Annotated in this window: 21 protein-coding genes; 7 read left to right on the top strand and 14 right to left on the bottom strand. The window is 67.7% G+C overall.

Going from position 1 to position 21,877, the window contains the following annotated elements; all coding sequences use genetic code 11:
- Positions 1–10 precede the first annotated feature (10 nt).
- Both narI and PT85_RS12825 read left to right on the top strand, forming a co-directional pair.
- On the top strand, positions 11–694 hold the full coding sequence (gene narI, locus PT85_RS12830; protein ID WP_027591210.1) for a respiratory nitrate reductase subunit gamma: 684 nt from the start codon (positions 11–13) through the stop codon (positions 692–694).
- A 12-nt stretch (positions 695–706) separates the two neighbouring features.
- Complete coding sequence (locus PT85_RS12825) at positions 707–1,513, top strand: peptidylprolyl isomerase (protein WP_039606855.1); 807 nt, start codon at positions 707–709, stop codon at positions 1,511–1,513.
- A gap of 33 nt (positions 1,514–1,546) precedes the next feature.
- Here PT85_RS12825 and PT85_RS12820 read toward each other — a convergent pair whose 3' ends face one another.
- The 7 genes from PT85_RS12820 to PT85_RS12790 form a co-directional block, all read right to left on the bottom strand.
- Positions 1,547–4,663: a tetrathionate reductase subunit A gene (locus tag PT85_RS12820; protein ID WP_039606854.1), complete on the bottom strand. Its 3,117-nt coding sequence runs from the start codon at positions 4,661–4,663 to the stop codon at positions 1,547–1,549.
- A 15-nt stretch (positions 4,664–4,678) separates the two neighbouring features.
- Complete coding sequence (gene nrfD, locus PT85_RS12815; RefSeq protein ID WP_011914709.1) at positions 4,679–5,716, bottom strand: NrfD/PsrC family molybdoenzyme membrane anchor subunit; 1,038 nt, start codon at positions 5,714–5,716, stop codon at positions 4,679–4,681.
- 10 nt (positions 5,717–5,726) lie between these two features.
- Positions 5,727–6,491 carry a sulfate reduction electron transfer complex DsrMKJOP subunit DsrO gene (gene dsrO / locus PT85_RS12810; protein WP_039560305.1) on the bottom strand — a complete coding sequence of 255 codons (765 nt, stop codon included), beginning with the start codon at positions 6,489–6,491 and terminating at the stop codon, positions 5,727–5,729.
- A gap of 62 nt (positions 6,492–6,553) precedes the next feature.
- Entirely contained in the window at positions 6,554–7,384 is an 831-nt protein-coding gene (locus PT85_RS12805; protein WP_039606853.1) for a TlpA family protein disulfide reductase, read from the bottom strand.
- Positions 7,385–7,571: 187 nt separating this feature from the next.
- Positions 7,572–8,612, bottom strand: a complete 1,041-nt coding sequence (locus PT85_RS12800; protein ID WP_039606852.1) for an NADP(H)-dependent aldo-keto reductase — start codon at positions 8,610–8,612, stop codon at positions 7,572–7,574.
- A 62-nt stretch (positions 8,613–8,674) separates the two neighbouring features.
- Entirely contained in the window at positions 8,675–8,878 is a 204-nt protein-coding gene (locus PT85_RS12795) for a hypothetical protein (RefSeq protein WP_027589952.1), read from the bottom strand.
- A 101-nt stretch (positions 8,879–8,979) separates the two neighbouring features.
- Positions 8,980–9,198 (bottom strand): YdcH family protein, encoded by a 219-nt coding sequence (locus tag PT85_RS12790; protein WP_027589951.1) that lies wholly within the window; start codon positions 9,196–9,198, stop codon positions 8,980–8,982.
- Positions 9,199–9,403: 205 nt separating this feature from the next.
- Between PT85_RS12790 and PT85_RS12785 the strand changes: the two genes are divergently transcribed.
- The 4 genes from PT85_RS12785 to PT85_RS12770 all read left to right on the top strand — a co-directional run bounded on the left by PT85_RS12785 (position 9,404) and on the right by PT85_RS12770 (position 14,352).
- Entirely contained in the window at positions 9,404–11,029 is a 1,626-nt protein-coding gene (locus PT85_RS12785) for a VRR-NUC domain-containing protein (RefSeq protein ID WP_039606851.1), read from the top strand.
- Positions 11,026–13,317, top strand: coding sequence for an ATP-dependent DNA helicase (locus tag PT85_RS12780; RefSeq protein ID WP_039607024.1), 2,292 nt, complete (start codon positions 11,026–11,028; stop codon positions 13,315–13,317). The genes PT85_RS12785 and PT85_RS12780 overlap by 4 nt, the downstream gene beginning before the upstream one ends.
- Before the next feature lie 172 nt (positions 13,318–13,489).
- On the top strand, positions 13,490–14,083 hold the full coding sequence (gene phnN, locus PT85_RS12775; protein WP_039606850.1) for a phosphonate metabolism protein/1,5-bisphosphokinase (PRPP-forming) PhnN: 594 nt from the start codon (positions 13,490–13,492) through the stop codon (positions 14,081–14,083).
- Between the two features lie 47 nt (positions 14,084–14,130).
- Complete coding sequence (locus tag PT85_RS12770; RefSeq protein WP_039607023.1) at positions 14,131–14,352, top strand: DUF3079 domain-containing protein; 222 nt, start codon at positions 14,131–14,133, stop codon at positions 14,350–14,352.
- 39 nt (positions 14,353–14,391) lie between these two features.
- Here PT85_RS12770 and PT85_RS12765 read toward each other — a convergent pair whose 3' ends face one another.
- Positions 14,392–15,378, bottom strand: a complete 987-nt coding sequence (locus PT85_RS12765) for a diaminopimelate dehydrogenase (protein WP_039606849.1) — start codon at positions 15,376–15,378, stop codon at positions 14,392–14,394.
- A gap of 160 nt (positions 15,379–15,538) precedes the next feature.
- Between PT85_RS12765 and PT85_RS12760 the strand changes: the two genes are divergently transcribed.
- Entirely contained in the window at positions 15,539–16,819 is a 1,281-nt protein-coding gene (locus tag PT85_RS12760; RefSeq protein WP_039606848.1) for an NAD(P)/FAD-dependent oxidoreductase, read from the top strand.
- A gap of 74 nt (positions 16,820–16,893) precedes the next feature.
- Here PT85_RS12760 and PT85_RS12755 read toward each other — a convergent pair whose 3' ends face one another.
- The 6 genes from PT85_RS12755 to PT85_RS12730 form a co-directional block, all read right to left on the bottom strand.
- Complete coding sequence (locus PT85_RS12755) at positions 16,894–17,859, bottom strand: PA2778 family cysteine peptidase (RefSeq protein WP_052237674.1); 966 nt, start codon at positions 17,857–17,859, stop codon at positions 16,894–16,896.
- Positions 17,847–18,242, bottom strand: coding sequence for a PA2779 family protein (locus PT85_RS12750; protein ID WP_027589943.1), 396 nt, complete (start codon positions 18,240–18,242; stop codon positions 17,847–17,849). The genes PT85_RS12755 and PT85_RS12750 overlap by 13 nt, the downstream gene beginning before the upstream one ends.
- 91 nt (positions 18,243–18,333) lie before the next feature.
- The gene (locus PT85_RS12745) at positions 18,334–18,933 is read right to left on the bottom strand and encodes an ABC-type transport auxiliary lipoprotein family protein (protein ID WP_027589942.1); all 600 of its coding nucleotides are present in this window, start codon (positions 18,931–18,933) and stop codon (positions 18,334–18,336) included.
- Complete coding sequence (locus PT85_RS12740) at positions 18,930–19,847, bottom strand: MlaD family protein (protein WP_039560313.1); 918 nt, start codon at positions 19,845–19,847, stop codon at positions 18,930–18,932. The genes PT85_RS12745 and PT85_RS12740 overlap by 4 nt, the downstream gene beginning before the upstream one ends.
- Positions 19,847–20,632 (bottom strand): ABC transporter ATP-binding protein, encoded by a 786-nt coding sequence (locus PT85_RS12735; RefSeq protein WP_162172919.1) that lies wholly within the window; start codon positions 20,630–20,632, stop codon positions 19,847–19,849. The genes PT85_RS12740 and PT85_RS12735 overlap by 1 nt, the downstream gene beginning before the upstream one ends.
- Positions 20,632–21,762, bottom strand: a complete 1,131-nt coding sequence (locus PT85_RS12730) for an MlaE family ABC transporter permease (RefSeq protein ID WP_052237673.1) — start codon at positions 21,760–21,762, stop codon at positions 20,632–20,634. The genes PT85_RS12735 and PT85_RS12730 overlap by 1 nt, the downstream gene beginning before the upstream one ends.
- Positions 21,763–21,877 lie beyond the last annotated feature (115 nt).

Genomic DNA, 21,877 nt, shown 5'->3' with positions numbered 1-21,877 from the left:
GAGAGCCCCCATGTTCTTCGAATACCTGCAGCACCTGATCTATGGCTACTACCCCTACCTGGCCGGCACCGTGTTCCTGGTCGGCAGCCTGCTGCGCTTCGATCACGGGCAGTACACCTGGAAGGCGCATTCCAGCCAGATCCTCTCGAAAAAGAACATGCGCCTGGCCAGCAATCTGTTCCACGTCGGCATGCTGGTCATCTTCTTCGGCCACCTGTTCGGCATGCTCACGCCGCACTGGATGTACGAGCCCTTCCTCAGTGCCGGCCACAAGCAACTCCTGGCCATCATCATCGGCGGCATCGCCGGGGCCATGGTGGTGATTGGCGGCGCCATGCTGCTGTACCGGCGCTTCTTCAACCCCAGGGTCAAGGCCACCTCGGGCTTCATGGATAACCTGATTCTCGCGCTGATCGTGTTCCAGGCGGCCCTGGGCATGGTCACCATCATCTTCTCCCTCGGCCACCTGGAGGGCGACGTGATGCTGACCCTGGCGTCCTGGGCGCAGGCCATCGTGTTCTTCAATGGCAATGCGGCGAACTACCTGGAAGAGGTCTCCTGGATCTACAAGGTGCACATCTTCGTCGGTCTGACCATCATTTTCCTGTTTCCCTTCACCCGCCTGGTGCACATCTGGAGCATTCCGCTGGGCTATCTGGGGCGCAACTACCAGATCGTGCGCAAGCGCGGCTGACGGAGGCTGGCGATGGAACTGATCGACGTTCAGACGCTAGCGGACGTGCCTGCTCCGGTGATCCGCGTTGGCGCGGTGACCTTCGACGAGGCGGACATCGCCCGGGAAACGCCGTTCCATCCGGCCGCCACGCTGGCCGAGGCGCAACTGCAGGCAGCGCGCGCGCTGGTGGTGCGCGAACTGCTGCGCCAGCGCGCCACAGCGCTGGGCCTGCCGTTGCAGGCTGCTGATGACGATCACACCCTGGCAGCCCTGCTGGAACGCGAGCTGCAGGTGCCCGAGCCGGACGAGGCCGCCTGCCGGCGTTTCTTCGAGCACAACCGCTCTCGCTTCGCCGAACCCCTGCGCCTGCGGGTGCGCCACATCCTGCTGGCGGCGGCGCCGGACGATGCCCGGGCCCGGGACCGGCAGTACCGCCTCGGCCAGAAACTGCTGCGGCAGTTGAACGAAGCGCCAGAACGCTTCACCGAACTGGCCTTGCGCCATTCGGTCTGTCCATCGAAGGCGGATGGCGGCGAACTCGGCTGGCTGGCGCCCGGCCAAACCGTGCCCGAGCTGGACCGCGCCCTGCGGCATTTGCCGCTCGGCCTGCACGAGCGACCGCTGGCCTCGCGCTACGGTTGGCACCTGATCGCCGTCGACGAACGCCAGGAAGAACGCCCACTGCCCTATGAACAGGTGGCCGAGCGGGTGCGCCACAACCTGCGCGAACAGGCCACGCGCCGAGCTCTGCGGCATTACCTGCTGGCCCTGGAGGAGGAGATCGGCGTCGAGGGCCTGAAACTGGACGCCGACGCCGAGGGTGCGCTGATGCGCTGAGCGCCGCCCGTGAGCCGGGCGGCGCGACCTGGATCACGCGCGCTCGATGCGCGCCGGCAGGCCCTGGCGCACCGCCGCCCCGGAGACCCAGTCGATCCACACATTGCGGTCCGCACGCGTCGGGTCGGCGAAGCCCAGGTCGTTGAGGTTCACACCCGCACCCAGGGCCGGGTTGTGCGGCATCGGCAGGCCATCCACCTGATGGGCACGTGCGCCCAGCTCGGTGTGGCCGTAGCCATGCTCCACGGCGATAGTGCCGGGCATCAGCCCGTCGCGCACCAGCGCCACCCCTTCCCGCGCGCCACCCGGCGTCACCAGGCGCACCGTGTCGCCATGGCCAATCCCCAGGCGTGCCGCATCGTCGCGGTGCAGGTACACAGGATTGTGCGGGTGCACCTGGCGCAGCCGGTCGGCACCGATTGAGTAGGCACTCATCAGGTGCGACTTGAAGGAGATCATCAGCATCGGCCACTGGTCTTCGCCATACAGCTCCCGCATCGGGCGGCCGTCGGCCATGCGTACCGGGTACCAGGTCGGGCAGCCGCTGTAGCGCTCGCCGGTCAGCGAGTGGCGCATGTTGGCCAGGTCCTCATACCAGACCTGCTGCGGCTTGGCGTAGCCCTGGCGCAACTGGCCCTTGTCGTTCCAGGCCTCCTCGATGCGCGCGAAGCGACCGCCCCGGCTCATCAGCAGCGCCACGCGACGCCATTCCTCGGGCTTGAGGTTACGCTGCAGATGCTCGGCGAAGCGTTGCACGCCGGTCAGCGACAGGTCGTCGTCGCTGGCTTCCGGCACCGCCTGGCCGCCCGCGTAGGCGATGTTGGCGAAGCCGCGCAGGTAGAAGTCGGCGGCGCTGTTCAGGTCGTAGCGGTTGCCTTCGGCGTCGCGGATCGCCCCGGTGCCGAAGCCCGGCATGCCGAGGCGCTTGGCGGTGGCGATCAGGAAACTCTCCAGGCTGATCGGCTCGCCCTCGGCCGTCTTCGCCACCCGCGGCTCGACCACCGGCCAGCGCACACTGGAGGCCTTGGCCACCACGCCGTTCCAGGGTGCCGAGACGCCCCAGCTCTCGTAGGTGAGGGTGTCCGGCACGATGTAGTCGGACAGCGCGCTGGTTTCGTTGATGAACGGGTTGACCGCGATGCTCAGCGGAATCAACTTCGGGTCGCGCAGGCGCTCCTCGATGACGTGCCGCCAGCCGGCGATGCCGTACACCTGGTTGCCCATGTGGTTGATCCACACCTTGGCGCGGTACGGGTAGCCGTCCAGGGCGGCGGCGATCATCTCCGAACTCAGCCCGCCGACCGCCGGATACCAGGGCGCGCTGGCCGGATACGGCGACTGGCCCGCTTCCTTCTTGCGGCGGTATTCGCTGCTCTTCTCGTAGGGGAAGCGGTGGCGCGACAGCGCCACGCCCTTGGGGTCCACCTTGCCGGCGAAGCCGCCGATGTTGTAACGCGGCCCCGGGCCGAACGGCGGGAACTGGCCGGCGTCGACCACCAGGCCGCCCTTGACGTTGAGGTTGCCGATCAGGGTGTTGAGCATGCCGACGGCATAGGCGGTGTAGAAACCGGCGCCGCTCATGGTGCCGCCGTGGGAGTTGGCCACCGCCTGCTTGCCGTAGCGCGTGAAGCGCTCGGCCAGCGCGGTGATCTTCTCCACCGACACGCCGGATTCGCGGGCGTACTCCTCCAGCCCCATGCGCCGCGCTTCGGCGCGCAAGCGGCTCAGCGCGGTGCTGACCCGCACCGGCTGGCCATCCAGGGTCACCATGCGCTCCACGAACAGCTCGGCCGGTTCGGCCTGGGTGTGCGCAGCCAGCTCGCCGTCGGCGCGCTGCACCACATAGGCTTCGGCATCGCTCCAGCCCAGGTCGGCACCCCGCAGGAAGGTGCCGAAGCGCGGGTGTTCGGGCTCATCCACCAACAGGTGGGTGGCGTTGCTCCAGGACGCTTCGCCCGCCGCCTGCATAGCCGCCGGCCCGGGCTGGGCCAGCATGCCGGCGTCGTAGCGGCGGTTGTCGAGGATCCAGCGAATCATGCCCATCACCAGCGCCAGGTCGCCGGCCGGCTTGACCGCCAGCCACTCGCTGCCGTCGCTGAGCACGTTGGAGGTGGCCGGCAGGGTCGGCGAGACCACCACGTACTCGAACACCGGCTTGTCGGTGCGGGTGCGCGCCTCGGCCAGCTGCCGGCCCTGACGCTGGAACGGGTTGCCGGCCTGGGCCGGCGCGGTGCCGATGAACAGGCCGAAGCGGGCGTTGTCCCAGTCCGGCTTGCCGTGGGGCATGCCCGGCAGGTCGCCGAGCGCGGCGGCGGTGCCCACGCGATGCGTCTGACCGCAGTAGGAACCGTGGTTGGAGAAGTTCACGCTGCCGAAGGATTGCTGGGTAAAGCGGCGCACGAACGGCGTGCGGCCTTCGTTGCCGGCATCGGTGAACAGCAGCTGGTTGGTCAGCGGGCCGTATTCCGGGTTGGCCGGGTCGATCAGGGTCTCCCGGTCAAAGATGGCGCGCAGCCCGTCCACATGGCCTTCGCCGAACAGGTCGCCACCCTCGCAGATTTCCTCGACCAGTTGCTCGAAGGAAATCGTCTGCCACTTGCCCTCGCCGCGCTTGCCAACGCGCTTGAGCGGCTGCAGGACGCGATAGGGGCTGGTGAGTTGCTCGAACATCGCCGCGCCGCGGCCGCAGGCGGTAGCGCGGCCTTCAATGCCGGCATCGCCGCCCAGCGCGCTGTACACATCGCGCACCGGCGTGCGCATGTCCGCCGGCTGGGTGGTGGCCAACGGGTGGTAGGGGTTGCCGGCCACGCGCAGGATGCGGTTGGCCTCGTTGTCCACCCGCACGCGGATGCCGCACTGGGTCCAGCAACCCAGGCACACCGACGGGCTGACCGTCTGGCCGGGCTGAGTGGACAGCGCACCGCTCAGCGGATCGATGCGAAATTCCGGGGTCAGCGAATTGCCGCGCACGGCGTCGGCGGTCGGCGTGCCGGCGGTGCCGTGCACCAACCCGGTCACCGCCCGGCCGACGGTTTCGCTGTAGCCGGCGGCAAACACCGCCAGGCCGCCCGCTACGGCGGCGCCCTGGGCCATCAGCTTGCGCCGGCCGGCATCTTCGAGCGTGTCCTGTTGCTTGGTCTTGTCGGTCATGTCATCGACTCCTGATCAGTGACCGGCCCGGGCCGGGTTGAAAGACGGAAAACGTTCCAGCACGAACACCACGGCGACCAGCAGTGCCAGGCACAGCCCGAACATGCCGAGGATGCCCAGCAACCCGTCGCCGCCCAGCGGCATGCTGTACAGGTAAAGGCCCGCACCGTACTTGGGTACGCCCTGCACGCTCATGAACACCACCCAGCGGAACACCCACGCCGAGCCGAGCATGACCAGCGCCACCAGCAGCGAGTAACCCGCGCCGCCCAGGCGAGCCGCGGGCCGGGCCAGCATGACCAGCATCAGCACACCACTCAGCACCGCGCCGAGCAGGCTCAGGCGCCACACCGGGAAATCCTCGAACAGGCGCAGCGCCGCCGGGAACGAGGGATCCAGCCCCAGGCTGCCGGTAGCCACCCAGACCAGCACGCCGAGCACCACCAGCACCAGCGCGCTGATGCCCAGGCGACGCAGCAGCTCCATCGGCATGGCACCCAGACCGCCCGGCAGCCAGCGGCCGACCAGCAGCATGGCGCCCAGCGCGGCCAACCAGCCGGTGACGGCGAAGTTCCACGGCAGCAGCAGCGTGTTCCACAGCGGCCGGGCGCGCACCACCATCACCTCGGCGCCGGTGTACACCAGGATGCTCACCGCCAGCAGCGCCATGGCCAGGCCGGTCAGGCGCAGCAGGCGCTCGCGGCGCAGCCACCAGAGCAGGCAGAAACCCAGGGCCAGCATGACGAACAGCGGCAGCAGGTAGGCTCCGATGGACATCCACGACCAGGGTGTGAAATGCGCGTAGAAGTGCCAGAAGCGCCCCGGCTGGTGCAGGTCGGCCAGCAACGAGACCGGCGCGGCGATGGCGGTGACCAGCAGCACCACCACGGCTGCCGGCAGCAGGCGCGCCGACGGCGAGCCGGGCTTGCCGAAGGCCAGGGCCGCTGCAGTGAGCGCCGTGGTGGCGGCGATGCCGATGAAGAAGAAGTACTGCACCGCCCAGGGCAACCAGGCGGCTTCGTAGTCAGGAGTCAGAAGCTCGACGATCTGCATGGCGACTTCCTCAGTGCTTGGCGATCAGACGGATACCCGCCTGGCCGTCCACTTCGTTGACGAAGGCCTCGGGTAGGCCGATGTAGTACACGTGCGGGTCGGTGTTCATGCCCGGCTTGAGAACGCGGATCTCGTCCTTGTGGGCATCCATACGGCGGGAAATCTCGCTCTGCGGATCGTTCAGATCGCCGATCACTCGCGCGCCGCCCACACAGCTTTCCACGCAGGCCGGCAGCAGCCCGGCCTCCAGGCGGTGCTCGCAGAAGGTGCACTTGTCGGCGGTCTGCGTCTCGTGGTTGATGAAGCGAGCGTCGTACGGGCAGGCCTGCACGCAGTAGCCGCAGCCCACGCAGCGTTCGTTGTCGACCAGCACGATGCCGTCGGTGCGCTGGAAGGTGGCCTGCACCGGGCAGACCGGTACGCACGGCGGCTCGTCGCAGTGGTTGCACAGGCGCGGCAGGTTGATCAGCGCCGAGGGCGCGTCCGGGGTCTCGGTGACCTCGTACTGCAGCACCGTGGTGCGGAACTGGCCGATCGGCGGCAGGTTCTCCACCGAGCAGCTCACCGTGCAGGCCTGGCAGCCGATGCATTTGCGCAGGTCGACCAGCATGCCGTAACGCTTGCCCTCGATGCCCGGACGCCGGGGCGGCTGGTCGCCGATCCCGGCCTGGGCGGCGCCGGCCAGGGGCAGCAGCGTGGCGGCGGCACTCAGGCCCAGCAGGTCCTTGAGCAGGCCGCGCCGGCCGGTCGAAGGCGTTTCATCAGATTTGCTCATGGCGTTTCCTCGCAGGCACTACTCAAAGCATTCCGGGCCACGCCAGGCGTGGTCCCGCGTGTTCATGGGCGTTTGGGCACAGTCGACTGATCCGGGGCGATCCGTTGCAGCGCGTGCGCGAGACTTGCGCGTGACAGCTCACCCAGGTGACTGCCCCGCTGCTGCCCCTCGGCGTCGTAGAACAGGGTGGTGGGCAGCATCCCCGAGCCGACCTGGGCGCCCAGTCGACTACCGCTGTCCAGCAGCACGTTGTCCAGCCACAGGCCCTGGCTGGTCAGGTAGTCGCGCACCGTGCGCGCGCCCTCGCCCTGGTTGACGAACAGAAAGGTCACGCCGGGCTCTCGCTGCTGGGCCTCGGCAAGCACCGGCATCTCGCGCCGGCAGGGTGGACACCAGGTCGCCCACAGGTTGATGACCAATGGCCGGCCGCGGTAGTCGGCAAGCTGCACCGGACGTCCGTTCAGGTCGACCAGCGCCTGAACCGGCAAGCGGCTGGAACGCTCCAGGGCCTGGAGAATCAGGTGGCCGCTGCTCCAGAACAGCACGCCTGCCAGCAGGCCCAGGCCCAGCGGCCGGCGCAGCCGGGCGCCCCGCCAGGCCTGCCAGAGACCCAGGGCCAGGCCGGCCAGCAGGCCGGGAACGGCCAGGAAGCCGCCGTCGCGCAGGTCCAGCATGCTCCAGGGGGACTCGCGATACAGGTCGAAATACCGCACGACGAAGGACACCCGAGCGACCAGCAGGCCGACCAGCAGCAGGCGAAACAACTGCGGTTCGGGGTTGCAGGCGGATCGCCGGCCGCTCCACCAGCCCACCAGCAGGGCAAGGATGAAGCTGACGATCAGCAGGAACTGAGACATGCCCAGGGCCAGAGGGCCCGCATTCACACTCAACATCGGTTCACTCTCGCGAATTCGGATCAGCGGGCATCCTGTCCCTGGCCACGAGTCTGTGGCAGGGGGATTAAGGCGAGATTAAAGCCCTTACCCCTGTGTGGATTTAGTCCTGGGACCGGATGACGCACCCGGACGGCAGTGCGGAGGGAACCGGAGCGCAGCCGCGGGCCAGCTGCGCCCGATCGCTTCAGGGCGCCGGGTTGGGCTGCTCGGCATGCAGCTGTTCGATGGCCAGCAGCACGGTATCGCTCAGGGTGAGTTCCAGGCTGGCCAGGTTGCTGTCCAGCTGCTCCAGGGTGGTAGCGCCGATGATGTTGCTGGTCAGGAACGGGCGGCTGCTCACGTAGGCCAGTGCCATCTGCGCCGGATCGAGGCCGTGTTCGCGCGCCAGGGCGACATAGGCGCTGGCTGCCCGCCGCGCCTGCGGATTGTTGTAGCGCTGGAAGCGCGCGTAGAGCGTCAACCGCGCCTTCGGCGGCTGCGCGCCGTTCTCGTACTTGCCCGACAGCAGTCCGAACGCCAGCGGCGAATAGGCCAACAGGCCGACCTGTTCGCGGATGGCCATTTCCGCCAGGCCGATCTCGAAGCTGCGGTTGAGCAGGTTGTACGGGTTCTGGATCGACACGATACGCGGCCAACCGCGGGTTTCGGCCAGGTGCAGAAACCGGTGCACCCCCCATGGCGTCTCGTTGGACAGGCCGATATGGCGAATCTTGCCGCTTCTCGCCAGTTCATCGAGCACTTCGAGGCTGTCCTCGATGGGCGTGATGTGCGCATCCGGATCGTGCCGGTAGCCCAGCTGGCCGAAGAAGTTGGTCTGCCGATCCGGCCAGTGCAACTGGTAGAGATCGATGTAATCGGTCTGCAGGCGCCGCAGGCTCTCCTCGACGGCACGGGTCAGGTTGGCGCGATCGAAGTGGTTGGTGCCGCCGCGGATGTGGGCCATGCCATTGCCGGGCGCGGCGGCCTTGCTGGCGATGATCCAGTCGCCCCGCCCGCCGTGCCGGCGCAGGTAATGGCCAATGATGGTCTCGGTGGCGCCATAGGTCGCGGCACTGGGCGGCACCGGGTACATCTCGGCGGTGTCGATGAGATTGATGCCCGCCGCCTGGGCGCGGCGGATCTGTTCGAATGCCTCGGCTTCGCTGTTCTGCTCGCCCCAGGTCATGGTGCCCAGTGCCAGGCTGCTGACCTGCAGCGACGTCTTGCCGAGTGGACGGTAGTGCATCCGAGTCTCCTCCGGTAGATGGGGATCAGAGCCTATCGTCATATCGGCCGGCAGGACACCGTTCAGCGCTCTTCACGCGCCGGTGCCTGGCCGTTGTCGAGATCGCCCAGGTCGGGATCGACGCCGACATCGTCCTCTTCACGTTCGTTGTCCGGCACCTGCTCGATGCCGGGCTCGCGGCGCGGCACTTGCTGTTCGGGCGTGCCGGGAAAGTCGATCTGATTGTCGCCGGGATCGCGCTGGGCCAGAACTCCGGATCGTCTCATCCTGCACCTCCCCTCAAAGGACCTGTGCAGGGTTCGAGGACGCGGGGCGACATTCGATTCCCCGAGCCGCCCTGCGGTCATCCGCAAGGCGGCAGGTACGCTCAGGCCGTTGCAGCCTTCTTCAGCACCACATGCATCTGGTCCTTCAGGCGCAGCTTCTCCTTCTTGAGGTTCTCGATCTCGGCCGGGGTGCCCGGTTCGATGTGCGCTTCCATGTTCTTGATGCGCTGGTCCAGTTCGTTGTGCTCGTCGAAGAGCCGGGAGAAGTGCGCATCGTCATTCTTCAGGCGGCTGATCAGGTCACGGTATTCGGGAAACATCGGTACGCTCCTTGTGGGCTCGTGTTGTGGGCCTTCGCAAAAAATCCTACGGGCGAAAACCCGGTGCCGGATAGGCGACCAAGCGCCTATCCGCCGTTCCATTGACATCGATCATGCCGCAAAGGCCCGTGCTTCCCGTCCGGCGCACCTTGCCGCACGGATGGCGGCTCGCGTACTGTATAAAAAAACAGTCTCCCCGCACACCATGCCTCCCGAGCTGTATTACCTGAGCAACTTCCACAAGGGCCTGGACTGGCTGGTCGAGCGCTCTGCCGACCTGCTGGACGACGCCGAGCGCGCCTTCATCGAGCGCTTCAGCGGCCTTGCCCAAGCCTCGCAGGCTCTGCTGGTGCGCATGATCATGCGCAAGGGGCCGCATTTTCGCGCCAGCAAGCTCACCTACCCGGAAATCGGCTGCCCCCGGGAGGCCGCCGCACCGTTGCTGGACAGCGGCTGGCTGGACACCCGCGCCGGGCTGAGCCTGGCCGAGCTGTTCGAACAGTTGCGCAAGGACGAACTGGCCCGCCACCTGCCCGCCGCACGCCCCCATGGGCGCCTGAAGAAGAACGAACTGCTCGATCTGCTGGCCGCGCAGCATCCCGCGCCCCGCCCCTTCACCGAGTGGTGCCCGGCGCTGGACGACCCGCTCTACAGCCTGACCGTCGGTGCGCTGTGCGAACGGCTGCGCCTGATGTTCTTCGGCAACCTGCGCCAGGACTGGTCCGAGTTCGTGCTTGCGGATCTGGGCATCTTTCGCTACGAATGCGTGGAGATCGGTCCCGAATCGCGCGGATTCCGCCATCGCGAGGACCTGGACACCTACCTGGCCATCCAGTGCTGCCGGGACGATTGGGAAGCCGGCCAGCCACTCCAGGAGGTGCTGGCGGCCCTGCGCGGCCTGGACTGCCAGAACCCCTACCTGGCACGCCGGCGCGACAAGGTGTTGTTCCGGATCGCCCAGCAGCTGGAACGCGACGCCGAGCTGGAGCACGCCCTCGAGCTGTATGGCGAATGCCGCTATCCCGACGCCCGTCAGCGCCGCGTGCGCGTACTGGAACGCCTGAACCGCCCGACGGAGGCGCATGCCCTGGCGCTGGAAGCGCAGCGCGATCCGGAGAACCAGGCCGAGCTGCAACTGATCGAACGCGCCCTGGCGCGCCTGGACCGCCAGCTCGGTCTGGGCAAGCGGGTGCGCCCCGTCGAAACACCGGTCGCCCGCCTGGATCTGACCCTGCCCGCCCGCGGGGAGTGCGTCGAGCTGGCCGTGGCCCGGCACCTCTCAACGGCGGATGCGCCGGTGCATTACGTGGAGAACAGCCTGGTCTGCAGCCTGTTCGGCCTGCTGTGCTGGGAGGCGATCTTCGCGCCCGTGCCGGGCGCGTTCTTCCACCCCTTCCACAGCGGACCAACCGATCTGTACAGCGCGGACTTCCGCAGCCGGCGCACCGAGGTGTTCGCGCGCTGCCTGCAGCGTCTGGACGACGGCGCGTACCGGTCGCATCTGCGCCAGGTGTACGCCGCCAAGCAGGGTATCCAGTCGCCATTCGTGCACTGGGGCGCGCTGGACGAAACCCTGCTGGACCTGGCGCTGCGCTGTATTCCTGCCGCGCACATCAAGGCCTGGTGCCTGCGCCTGCTTGACGACCTGCGCGCCAACCGCGCCGGCATGCCGGACCTGATCCAGTTCTGGCCGGCCGAGGGTCGCTACCGAATGATCGAGGTGAAAGGCCCGGGCGATCGTCTGCAGGACAACCAGCGCCGCTGGCTGGCCTTCTGCGCCGAGCACGGCATGCCGGTGGAAGTCTGCTACGTGCAATGGGCAACCGCGTGAGCTACCGGGTCGCGGTGCGCGCGCTGTGCGAGTTCGCCGCCAAGGTTGGCGACCTGGACCTGCGTTTCACCCCCTCGCCTACCGCCCAGGAAGGCATCGCCGGACACCAGGCAGTGGTGGCGCGGCGCGGCGCCGAGTACCTGGCCGAGTACCGCCTGAGCGGCGAGTACCGCATGCTGACCGTGAGCGGCCGCGCTGACGGCTACGACCCGGCGCAGAACCTGCTGGAGGAGATCAAGACCCATCGCGGCGCGGTGGAGCGCATCCCCGACAACCATCGCCAGCTGCATTGGGCGCAGGCGAGAGTCTACGGCTGGCTGCTGTGCCGGGAGCGCGAACTGGAAACCATCGAGCTGGCGGTGGTGTATTACAACGTGCTGAGCAAGAAGGAGACGGTGTTCCGGGAGACCTTCCCGGCCGACGCACTACGCAGCTTCTTCGAAACCCTGTGCGAGCGTTTCATCACCTGGGCCGAGCAGGAGGTCGCGCACCGCCGCGCCCGCGACAGCGGGCTGGAGCAGCTGCGTTTCCCCCATCCAGCCTTTCGCACTGGGCAGCGCGAACTGGCCGAGGCGGTGTATCGCGCCGCCCGTGACGGTCGCTGCCTGATGGCGCAGGCCACCACCGGCATCGGCAAGACCCTGGGCACGATCTTCCCGCAACTGAAGGCCTTTCCCGGGCAGCAGCTGGACCGGCTGTTCTTCCTCACCGCCAAGACCACCGGCCGGCACCTGGCGCTGGAAGCCCTGACCACGTTGCGCGAACAGCCGGCTGCCCAGCCGTTGCGTGTGCTGGAACTGACCGCCCGCGACAAGGCCTGCGAACATCGCGACAAGGCCTGCCACGGGGAGTCCTGCCCCCTGGCCAGGGGGTTCTACGATCGGCTGCCGACCGCACTCCAGGCGGCCGCCGAGCGCGGCTGGCTTGATCAGGACAGCCTGCGCGAGATCGCCCTGGACCACCAGATCTGTCCCTACTACCTCGCCCAGGAAATGGCCCGCTGGGCCGACGTGGTGGTCGGCGACTACAACTACTTCTTCGATCTCAGCGCACTGCTCTACAGCCTGACGGTGCTCAACGACTGGCGCGTGACGCTGCTGGTGGACGAGGCCCACAACCTGATCGAGCGCGGGCGTGCCATGTACAGCGCCGAGCTGGACCAGCGCGCCTTCCGCGCCCTTCGGCGCAGCGCCCCGGCGGGTCTGAAATCGGCACTGGAGCGCGTCAACCGCCACTGGAACCAGCTGCACCGCGACCAGGAAGTGCCCTATCAGGTGTATCCCGCCGCGCCGGACCTGTTTCTGCTCGCCCTGCAGAAGGCGGTCGGCGCCATCACCGATCACCTGACCGACCAGCCCACCGGCAACGACGCCGAGCTGCTGCGCTTCTACCTGGATGCCCTGGTGTTCTGCCAACTGGGCGAGGCCTTCGGCGAGCATTCGCTGTTCGACATCACCCGCGAGGAAGACAGCGCGCGTCAGTCCACCTCGGTACTGTGCCTGCGCAATGTGGTGCCGGCGTATTTCCTGGCCGAACGCTTTCGCGCCGCCCACAGCTGCACACTGTTTTCGGCCACCCTCGGCCCGGCCAGCTTCTACGCCGACCTGCTGGGCCTGCCCGAGGAGACGCCCTGGCTGAACGTGGCCTCGCCATTTCGCGCCGAGCAGTTGCAGGTGCGGGTCACCCGCGATCTGTCCACCCGCTACCAACACCGCGCCGAATCGCTGCAGCCGATCAGCGATTTGCTGGCCCGCCAATTTGCCGAGCGGCCCGGCAACTACCTGGCGTTCTTCAGCAGCTACGCCTATCTGCAGCAGGTGCTCGATCAGTTCCAGGCTGGGCATCCCGACGTGCCGGTGTGGGTGCAGTCGCGGCAGATGGACGAAGCCGAGCGGCAACGCTTTCTCGAGCAGTTCCGCCTCGGCGGACGCGGCATCGGTTTCGCGGTGCTGGGCGGCGTGTTCGGCGAAGGCATCGACCTGCCCGGCGACCGGCTGATCGGCGCCTTCATCGCCACCCTCGGCCTGCCGCAGATCAATCCGGTCAACGAGCAGATGAAGCAGCGCATGCAGGCGATGTTCGGCCGCGGCTACGACTACACCTACCTGTATCCGGGTCTGCAGAAAGTGGTGCAGGCGGCGGGCCGGGTGATACGCACTCCGGAGGACAGCGGCACGCTCCATCTGCTGGATGATCGTTTCGCCCTGCCCGCGGTGCGCCGCCTGTTGCCGGTCTGGTGGGACGTGCAGGGGATGCGACTCAAGGTGCCACAGGCAGGCCCGTTGTGACGAAGGGCCGCCGGGCCGCTGGTGCCCGGCCAGCCGCTGAGGGATCATAGGCGCCCTGCCGCAACCCGACCTGGCTGTTCATCATGTGCTTGTTCAGCGCCGCCAATGCCCCCGCCCGCTCTCTCCGGGAATCCTTGCCAACTGCGCCCAGCGGCGCCAGGCAGGCCTGACGATGGCCGGTTGCCTGGTCTACCTGATCGGTCCCTCCGGCTCCGGCAAGGACAGTCTGCTGCGTGCTGCCGCCGAGCCGCTGGCGGCCATGGGTGCGTGCATCGCCACCCGCCTGATCACCCGGCCCAGCGGCAGCATCGGCGAGGAACAGGCCATCGGCCTTGACCCACAGGAATTCCGCGCACGCCGTGAGCGGGGCGAGTTCGCCCTGCACTGGCAGGCCAATCAGCTGGAGTACGCGATTTCTCGCGAGATCGATGCCTGGCTGGATGCCGGGCGTACCGTGGTGGTCAATGGTTCACGCGGGCATCTCGGCGAGGCGCGACGCGCCTATCCGACCTTGCTGCCGATCCTGCTGCACGTGGAAGAGACGATCCTGCGCCAGCGGCTGCACAACCGCGGCCGGGAAACCCCGCAGCAGATCGAGGCGCGTCTGCAGCGCAGTCGACAGATGAGCCAGGAGCTCGCCGGCGAGTCCGGCCTGCGCATCCTCGACAATTCCGGCCCGCTGGAAGACAGCGTGCGGCGCATGCTGACGCTGATCGCCGAACACTGCGACCGCTCCGCCCCGGGAGTTGATTACGGTCAAGGCTGACCGGCGCCGTGCGGCGGAGGATGAGCCGGCGCAGCGAGGTGTTGACCATGGCCAAGAAATTTCCGCTACAGCCCGCCCATCCCGAGCGCATCTGCTGGGGATGCGACCGCTATTGCCCGGCCGAATCCCTGGCCTGCGGCAATGGCGCCGACCGCACCCAGCACCCCAGCGAAGTGTGGGGCGACGACTGGCACGCCTTTGGTGGCTGGAAGGTGGAAGGCGACACGGCAGTGGCCGTCGAGCCGGAAGTCCTGATCCACCGCAGCTGACAGGTTTCCCCCGCCATCCGCAGGGGGAAACCCACATCGTTACAGCAGTTCCGCGCGCAGCTGCTCGGGGGTCTTGATGGACAGCAGGCCGGGCGCCACATCGAAGGCCGTCTTGGCGCCGATCTGGCCCTGCTGGCTCAGGCGATATCCGGCGCGGGCATAGGCCACCAGCACGCTGGCGGTGAATTCGGGGTTGCTGTCCAGTTGCAGGGAATACTCGATCACCTGGTTGTGCGTCTCGCTGGTACTGCCGCTGCGGATCACGAAACCGCCATGGGGCATGCGGTCATGCTCGCGGCGCAAGGTCTCCTCGCTGATGAAATGCACGCGGGTGTCATAGTCGGCGAAGTAGTTGGGCATGCTGACGATGGCCTGCTCCACCGCCACGGCATCGGCGCCCTCGGCCAGCACCACATGGCATTCGCGGGTGTGCTTCTGGCGGGTGCTCAGCTCGGGGCGCGCACCGCTGCGCACCTGTTCGATCGCCTCGGGCGAGGGAATCGTGTACTGCACGCCGGCCTTGACGCCGGGCACGCGTCGAATGGCGTCCGAATGCCCCTGGCTCAGCCCCTTGCCCCAGAAGGTGTAGGTGGCGCCGTCGGGCAGCAGGGCTTCGCCGTACAGGCGGTTGATGGAGAACAGGCCCGGGTCCCAGCCGATGGAGATCAGCGCGGTCTTGCCGGCGGCCCGCGCCGGGGCGTCCACCGACTCGAAATACTCGGGAATCCGCGCGTGGGTGTCGAAACTGTCGACGAGATTGAACAGGGCCGCCATCTCCGGACCCTGCTGCGGCAGGTCGTCCTTGGAGCCGCCGCAGAGGATCAGCACGTCGATGGCGTCCTTGAAGTCCGGCAGTGCGGCGATGGGATGCACTGGCGTGTTCGCGAACAGCGGCGTCAGCGACTCGGGTGCGCGCCGGGTGAAAATACCCACCAGCGTCATGTCCGGATTCTTCGCGATGGCGGCTTCCACGCCGCGTCCCAGGTTGCCGTAGCCGGCGATGCCGATGCGAATCTGCTTGCCCATAAATACCTTGCTGAAAAATGACCCATTTTGGGGCATGACTGCCCAGCGGCGCACGATACACCATTTCGCCGCGCTTTCTCCCGCGAGCCGGGATTGGCGGCCGCGGGCGCCTGGGATAGGATCGGCTCGTCGTCAAATATTTGATACAAGGCCGACCAGAATGATGAACAGCCACCCCGAGTCGTACTACGCAGCGTCGGCCAACCCGGCCCCGCTGCGTCCGCCGCTAGTAGAATGCATCGACACCGACGTTTGCGTGATCGGCGCTGGCTATACCGGGCTGTCCACGGCGCTGTTCCTCGCCGAGCAGGGTTTCCGGGTCATGGTGCTGGAGGCCGTGCAGGTCGGGTTCGGCGCCTCGGGTCGCAACGGGGGCCAGATCGTCAACAGTTACAGCCGTGACATCGATGTGGTGGAGCAGCATGTCGCTGCAGACCAGGCTCGCCTGATCGGCGAGATGGCCTTCGAGGGCGGACGCATCATTCGCGAGCGGGTCGAGCGCTACGGCATCGCCTGCGACCTCAAGTCGGGTGGCGTATTCGCCGCCTTCACTCCCCGGCAGTTGCGCAATCTGGAAGAACAGAAGCGCTTGTGGGAACGCTTCGGCTACCACCACCTGGAGATGCTGGACAATCGCGGCATCCGCGAGGTGGTGGCCAGCACCCGCTACCTCGGCGGCATGCTGGATCGCCAGGGCGGTCACCTGCACCCGCTGAACCTGGCGCTGGGCGAAGCGGCGGCCTTCGAGTCCCTGGGCGGTGTCATCCATGAGCACAGCCCGGCGGTGCGGATCGAACGAGGCGCCCGGCCGGTGGTGCACACCCCCCAGGGCCAGGTCCGGGCGAACTTCCTGGTCGTGGCCGGCAACGCCTATCTGGGCGGGCTGCTCCCGGAACTGGCGGCCAAGTCGATGCCCTGCGGCACCCAGGTGATCGCCACCGAACCCCTGCCGGAGGAGCTCGCATGCAGCCTGCTGCCGCAGGACTACTGCGTCGAGGACTGCAACTACCTGCTGGATTATTACCGCCTCTCCGCCGACCGACGCCTGATCTATGGCGGTGGCGTGGTCTACGGCGCCCGGGACCCGGCGAACATCGAAGCGATCATCCGGCCCAAGATGCTCAAGACCTTCCCGCAACTGGCGAAGGTGAAAATCGAATACGCCTGGACCGGCAACTTCCTGCTGACCCTGTCTCGCCTGCCGCAGGTCGGCCGGATCGGCGACAACATCTACTACTCCCAGGGCTGCAGCGGCCACGGCGTCACCTACACCCATGTGGCCGGCAAGGTCCTGGCGGAGGCGCTGCGCGGGCAGGCCGAGCGCTTCGACGCCTTCGCCAGCCTCCCCCATTACCCGTTCCCGGGTGGGCGTCTGTTCCAGGCGCAGTTCAGCGCATTGGGCGCCTGGTACTACAGCTTGCGGGATCGTTTGGGGGTGTGAAGACCGGCGCAGAGCCGGTCTTCGATGGGCACACAGCCATCGGGGGCGGGATTCACGGCAGGGCCAGTCCGGGCCTACGGAGCAGCGGACCCGCACGATGCCGGCAATGCCACGCAGCGGCCCGCTTGTGCCGCCACCGCCAGTGGCGCGCGAAACCGCCGATCCTCGGGCGCCAATGCCGCAGCGCACTGCCGCGCCAGACGGGCCTGGTCGTTACAGCCCTGGGCAGCCAGCACTTCCGAGAGGTTGAACCAGCCGGCAGCAAATCCCGGTGAGCGCTGCACACTGCGCCGCAGGGCATCGGCCGCCCCCGGTTGATCCCCGCGGGCGTGGAGGCGATTGCCCAGCGCGAACCAGGGCAGCGCTTCCGCCGGCCAGCGCTGCGTCGCCGCCTGATAGGCGCGTTCACTGGCAGCCGGCTGGCCGGTCTCCTCCAGGTCGCTGGCGGCCCGCAACCAGGTCAGCGGTGTTGCCGTGGCCGGCAACTGGCCAGGGTCCGTCACCACCACCGCCCAGCGCTCACCGCGCTGCCAGGTGCGCATGAAGGTGGCGAAATCGACTTCCAGCCGGTGGGTCACCCCCGAGCGCAGCACCAGCATCTCCCGCGTGCGGTCGTAGCCGACCACCACGGCGAAATGCCAGGTCGGCCGCCAGTTGAATGCCAGATTCTGCAGCACCAGCACGGGATTGCCAGCCGCCACCTCGGCCAGGATGCTGTCCAGGCGGGCATCCAGCGGGTAGACCAGTTGCCCGGCCTGGCGTGCGGCGGCCACCAGCTCCACCTGCAGGCTGCCCTGCCGCCCGGGCAGAAACACCCGGTCCCTGAGCGCGTCCGGGTTGCTCTGGACGCCGCCATGCACCAGCACCGTGGCCAGTGCGGCCGGGCCGCACTGGTAAGCGTCCTGCGCAAAGAACGGAACCTGGGTCAGCTCGACGCGTGCCGGGAGCTGCGCGGTTTGCGGCTGCAACACCGGGGAGCGCGCGCAGGCGCCTAGCGTCGCCAGCACCAGTACGAGGCCGAGACGGATCAGCGTATGCACCGGATGAAGCTGAAGATGTCGGTGGCACAGAGCATGTCGGTGATGATGAAGATCACCAGGAACAGCACGATGATGCCGACCACACTACCGCCGGCGGGCGCCTGTTCCAGTTGCTGGTTGAACTGCGCCAGCTCGGCGGCCGTCAGGCTGTTGATGCGCTGCTCCACCTGATCGGGCGCCACACCCAGCGCGGCCAGCTTCTCCTTCACGCCCTGATCTTCGAGCATGTCCAGCAGTTGCTGGCGGTCGACCTGCAGCTGCTGTTCGGCGATGACTTCCGAGGTGCCAACCATGGCCTGGGCGGCCGGCATCTGAACCACCACCAGCAGATGGAAGGCCGCCAGGACGGCGGCCAGATGACGCATGAACCGTTGGGCGATCATGTTCGCTGACTCCTTGAGGGCGGGAACCCCTGGTAGACCATGGAGCCCCGGCGCCGTTCGGCCTGTACTCCAGGCGAGGCGCCGAGGCCTCTCAGGATGTGCGCAACCTCGCAATAACCCAGGCGGTCACCTGGCGAGCCAGTTCATCGCTGGCCCGGCCCAGCGCCGCCACCGCTGCCTCGACGGAGCGGCCATCCGCCGCCACTTCGCCCTGGAACTTCTGGCTTGCCAGCACCAGGCGCTTGCCGCCTCCCAGCAGCGTCGCCTGCATGCGCACCACAGCCACTGGCTGGTCTTGGCGGTATTCGATCTGGAATGCCTGCAGCTCGCCCGCCAGCTCGAACCCCGCCAGCGCCCTCATCTGGTCACTCACCACCGCATCAAACGCCTCGCTGGCGCGCAGCTGCTCCATCAACCGGTCACGCAGCAGAATCGGCGCATGATTGCTCCAGCGCACCCCTGGGTAGGCACTGAGCCGCTCCGGTTCGGGTGCCACCAGGATGCGCGTGCCGTCGATCAGGGGCGAGGCCTGTGGCCGGCTGACGCGCAGCGTGTCCTTCAGGGGCGCCGCGGGGACCGGGACGTCCGTGTGGGTCAGGTGCGGCAACTGGTAGACCCGCAGCTCCTCGCTTTCGGGGAGGATGGAGCAGCTGGCCAGCAGGCCGAAGAACACGGGCAGGAGCATCTTCATGGGCGAAATTCCTCCAGGGTGTCGCGTTGCAGCAGGTAACCGGCGGGGTTCTGCTCCAGCCGGCGGCTGAAGGTACGCAGCGAATCCAGCGATTCGCCCAGGTCCTGCAGCATGGGCCCGAGTCCAGCCAGCCCCTGCATGCCGCTTTCCAGCGAATCGCGGTTGTCGACCAGCAGGTTCTCCACCTCGCGGCTGCTGCGCTGCAGGGAGTTCATGGTCGCGAGGGCCTGGCGCAGAATCTGCCGGCCTTCCTGGTCGAGCAGGCCGTCGAGACTGCGCAGCACCCCGCTCGCGTGGTTCAACGAGGCATTCAGGCGGGTCATGGCCTGGTCGAGTCCCCCGCTCTGGTCGGCCAGGTTGCCGGTCGCCTGCTCGATGTTGACGACGATCTGGCCGAAGCGGGTGATGTTGGCCTCGGAGAACATCCGGTTGGCCTGGTCCAGCAGCCGGGTGATGCTGGTGATCAGATCCTCGCCGCCGGACATCAGCTTGGCGATCGGCGAGGGGTCGGCGACGATAACCGCCGGCTGGTCGGGGCGAGTGCGCAACGGCGGGCTTTCGGGCGTGCCGCCCAGCAGCTGGATGATCGCCGTGCCGGTGACGCCGGTAATCGACAGGCGCGCGCGGGTGTCCTGCTTGATCGGCGAGCCGGCCGCCACGCGAATGCGCGCCCGCACCTTGCGCGGATCATCCGGGTCGAGCCACAGAGCCACCACATCGCCAATGCGGATGCCGTTGTATTCCACAGCGCTGCCCTTGGACAGCCCGGTCACGGTCTCCTCGAACACCACCTCATACTCGCCGAACGAGCGATCCGACTGGCTCTTGGCCAGCCAGAGTGCGAACAGCAGGCCGCCGATCACCAGCAGGACGGTGAACAGACCGATCAGGACATGATGCGCTCGGGTTTCCATCAGCGACTCCCTGCCGCCTGCCGGGCGGCCTGAGCGGCCGCGCGCCCGCGCGGCCCGTGAAAGTAATCCTGGATCCAGGGGTCATCGGTGGCGGCCACAACGTCCAGGCGATCCGCCACCAACACCTTGCGATTGGCCAGCACGGCCACCCGGTCGCAGATCGCATACAGCGTGTCCAGATCGTGGGTGACCAGGAACACACTCAGCCCCAGCGCATCGCGCAGCGTGGCGATCAGCGTATCGAAGGCGGCCGCGCCCACCGGATCGAGACCCGCAGTGGGCTCGTCCAGAAAAAGGATCTCCGGGTCCAGGGCCAGTGCCCGGGCCAGCGCGGCGCGCTTGACCATGCCGCCGGAGAGTTCGGCCGGATACTTGTCCGCGGCGTTCAGCGGCAGCCCGGCCAGAGTCAGCTTGAGCCGCGCCAGGCGCTCCGCCTCGGGACGCTTCAGCCCGCTGTGCTCGATCAACGGCAGGGCGGTGTTTTCCAGCACCGTCAGCGAGGTGAACAGCGCGCCGCGCTGGTACAGCACGCCCAGGCGCCGCTCCAGGCGGGAACGCGCCTCCGGCGATTGCCGTTCCAGCTGTTCGCCCAGTACGCGGATGTCGCCGGCATTGGGCCGGCGCAAGCCGACGATGCTGCGTAGCAACACCGACTTGCCGGTTCCCGAACCGCCTACCACACCCAGCACCTCGCCACGGTACAGGTCCAGATCCAGGTCCTCATGCACCGTCTGGCTGCCGAAGCGGTTGACCAAGCCGCGCACCTCGATAACCGTAGCCCGCATCACCAGCCCATCTCCATGAGAAACAGCGCCGCCAGGGCATCCACCAGGATGACCATGAAGATCGACTGCACCACGCTGGAGGTGGTGTGTTCGCCCACCGACTGGGCGCTGCCGCTCACCCGGAAGCCCTCCAGGCAGCCGATCACCGCGATGAGGAAGGCGAAGATCGGCGCCTTGGCCATACCCACCAGGAAATGCCGCACGTCTACACCGTTCTGGATGATGCTCAGGTACAGGCTGGGCGGGATGTCCAGCGACAGCATGCACACGACGGCGCCACCCAGCATGCCGCTGAGCATGGCGATGAAGGTCAGTAACGGCAGCGCGATCAGCAGGGCGAACACCCGGGGCAACACCAGCAATTCCAGCGGGTCCAGCCCGAGTGTGCGGATGGCGTCCAGCTCCTCGTTGGCCTTCATGGAGCCGATCTGCGCGGTGAACGCACTGGCTGTGCGTCCGGCCAGCAGGATGGCGGTCAGCAGCACGCCGAATTCGCGCAGAAAGGAATAGGCCACCAGGTCGACGGTGTACTGGGTGGCACCGAAGTCGGCCAGCACGGTGGCGCCCAGGAAGGCGACCACGGCTCCAACCATGAAGGTCAGAAGGGCGACGATGGGCACCGCATCCAGGCCGGACTGTTCCAGGTGCGCGACCAGCGATGTCATGCGCCAGCGGCGCGGCCGCAACAGCACGCTGGCCATGGTGGTCAGCACCAGGCCGATGAAGCCGAGCAGGCCGACCGCATGCCGCAACAGCGCTTCCACCGCCCGGCCTATCTGCTCGAGCAGCTCCAGCAGCGTCGAGCGCCTCGGCGGCACTTCGCCAGGCGCCGCGCCCTGCAGGGCGCGGGCCACGGTGCGTAATAGCGCCCGTCGCTCCTCGGACAAGCCCTCGGCACGGTCCGCCAGCTCCAGCAGGCGATCAGCACCGAACAGTTCGGCGAGTAGCGCGGCGCCGGCGGTATCCAGCCCTTGCAGTTCACTCATGTCGACCTGGCGCGCGCGGGTCGAAGCCTCCTTCCAGCGCGCCAGTCCCGCCTGCAGCCGCGCATAGTGCGCGAGCGTCCAGGCACCGCCCAGTCGCAACGAGGCGGTGTCTTCGTCGTAGCGGATATCGGCGCGCGGGATCATGTGGCCAGCTTAGCAACTGCTGGCTGGCCTGCCGGCGGACCTGTCGCGCCAGGCACAACGGCGCTGATCAGGCCGCCACCCCTGAATCCCAGGGGCTTTGATACAGATCAAAGAG

Source organism: Pseudomonas flexibilis (assembly GCF_000806415.1).
Classification (GTDB): domain Bacteria; phylum Pseudomonadota; class Gammaproteobacteria; order Pseudomonadales; family Pseudomonadaceae; genus Serpens; species Serpens flexibilis.
The sequence above is the reverse complement of the archived record's forward strand: the minus strand, read 5'-3'. Positions and strand labels throughout refer to the sequence as shown.

Excerpts from the sequence above, each read along its gene's own strand:
- narI (WP_027591210.1), top strand. The coding sequence starts at position 11 with ATGTTCTTCGAATACCTGCAGCACCTGATCTATGGCTACTACCCCTAC.
- PT85_RS12825 (WP_039606855.1), top strand. The coding sequence starts at position 707 with ATGGAACTGATCGACGTTCAGACGCTAGCGGACGTGCCTGCTCCGGTG.
- PT85_RS12820 (WP_039606854.1), bottom strand. The coding sequence starts at position 4,663 with ATGACCGACAAGACCAAGCAACAGGACACGCTCGAAGATGCCGGCCGG.
- nrfD (WP_011914709.1), bottom strand. The coding sequence starts at position 5,716 with ATGCAGATCGTCGAGCTTCTGACTCCTGACTACGAAGCCGCCTGGTTG.
- dsrO (WP_039560305.1), bottom strand. The coding sequence starts at position 6,491 with ATGAGCAAATCTGATGAAACGCCTTCGACCGGCCGGCGCGGCCTGCTC.
- PT85_RS12805 (WP_039606853.1), bottom strand. The coding sequence starts at position 7,384 with ATGTTGAGTGTGAATGCGGGCCCTCTGGCCCTGGGCATGTCTCAGTTC.
- PT85_RS12800 (WP_039606852.1), bottom strand. The coding sequence starts at position 8,612 with ATGCACTACCGTCCACTCGGCAAGACGTCGCTGCAGGTCAGCAGCCTG.
- PT85_RS12795 (WP_027589952.1), bottom strand. The coding sequence starts at position 8,878 with ATGAGACGATCCGGAGTTCTGGCCCAGCGCGATCCCGGCGACAATCAG.
- PT85_RS12790 (WP_027589951.1), bottom strand. The coding sequence starts at position 9,198 with ATGTTTCCCGAATACCGTGACCTGATCAGCCGCCTGAAGAATGACGAT.
- PT85_RS12785 (WP_039606851.1), top strand. The coding sequence starts at position 9,404 with ATGCCTCCCGAGCTGTATTACCTGAGCAACTTCCACAAGGGCCTGGAC.
- phnN (WP_039606850.1), top strand. The coding sequence starts at position 13,490 with ATGGCCGGTTGCCTGGTCTACCTGATCGGTCCCTCCGGCTCCGGCAAG.
- PT85_RS12770 (WP_039607023.1), top strand. The coding sequence starts at position 14,131 with ATGGCCAAGAAATTTCCGCTACAGCCCGCCCATCCCGAGCGCATCTGC.
- PT85_RS12765 (WP_039606849.1), bottom strand. The coding sequence starts at position 15,378 with ATGGGCAAGCAGATTCGCATCGGCATCGCCGGCTACGGCAACCTGGGA.
- PT85_RS12760 (WP_039606848.1), top strand. The coding sequence starts at position 15,539 with ATGATGAACAGCCACCCCGAGTCGTACTACGCAGCGTCGGCCAACCCG.
- PT85_RS12750 (WP_027589943.1), bottom strand. The coding sequence starts at position 18,242 with ATGATCGCCCAACGGTTCATGCGTCATCTGGCCGCCGTCCTGGCGGCC.
- PT85_RS12745 (WP_027589942.1), bottom strand. The coding sequence starts at position 18,933 with ATGAAGATGCTCCTGCCCGTGTTCTTCGGCCTGCTGGCCAGCTGCTCC.
- PT85_RS12740 (WP_039560313.1), bottom strand. The coding sequence starts at position 19,847 with ATGGAAACCCGAGCGCATCATGTCCTGATCGGTCTGTTCACCGTCCTG.
- PT85_RS12735 (WP_162172919.1), bottom strand. The coding sequence starts at position 20,632 with ATGCGGGCTACGGTTATCGAGGTGCGCGGCTTGGTCAACCGCTTCGGC.
- PT85_RS12730 (WP_052237673.1), bottom strand. The coding sequence starts at position 21,762 with ATGATCCCGCGCGCCGATATCCGCTACGACGAAGACACCGCCTCGTTG.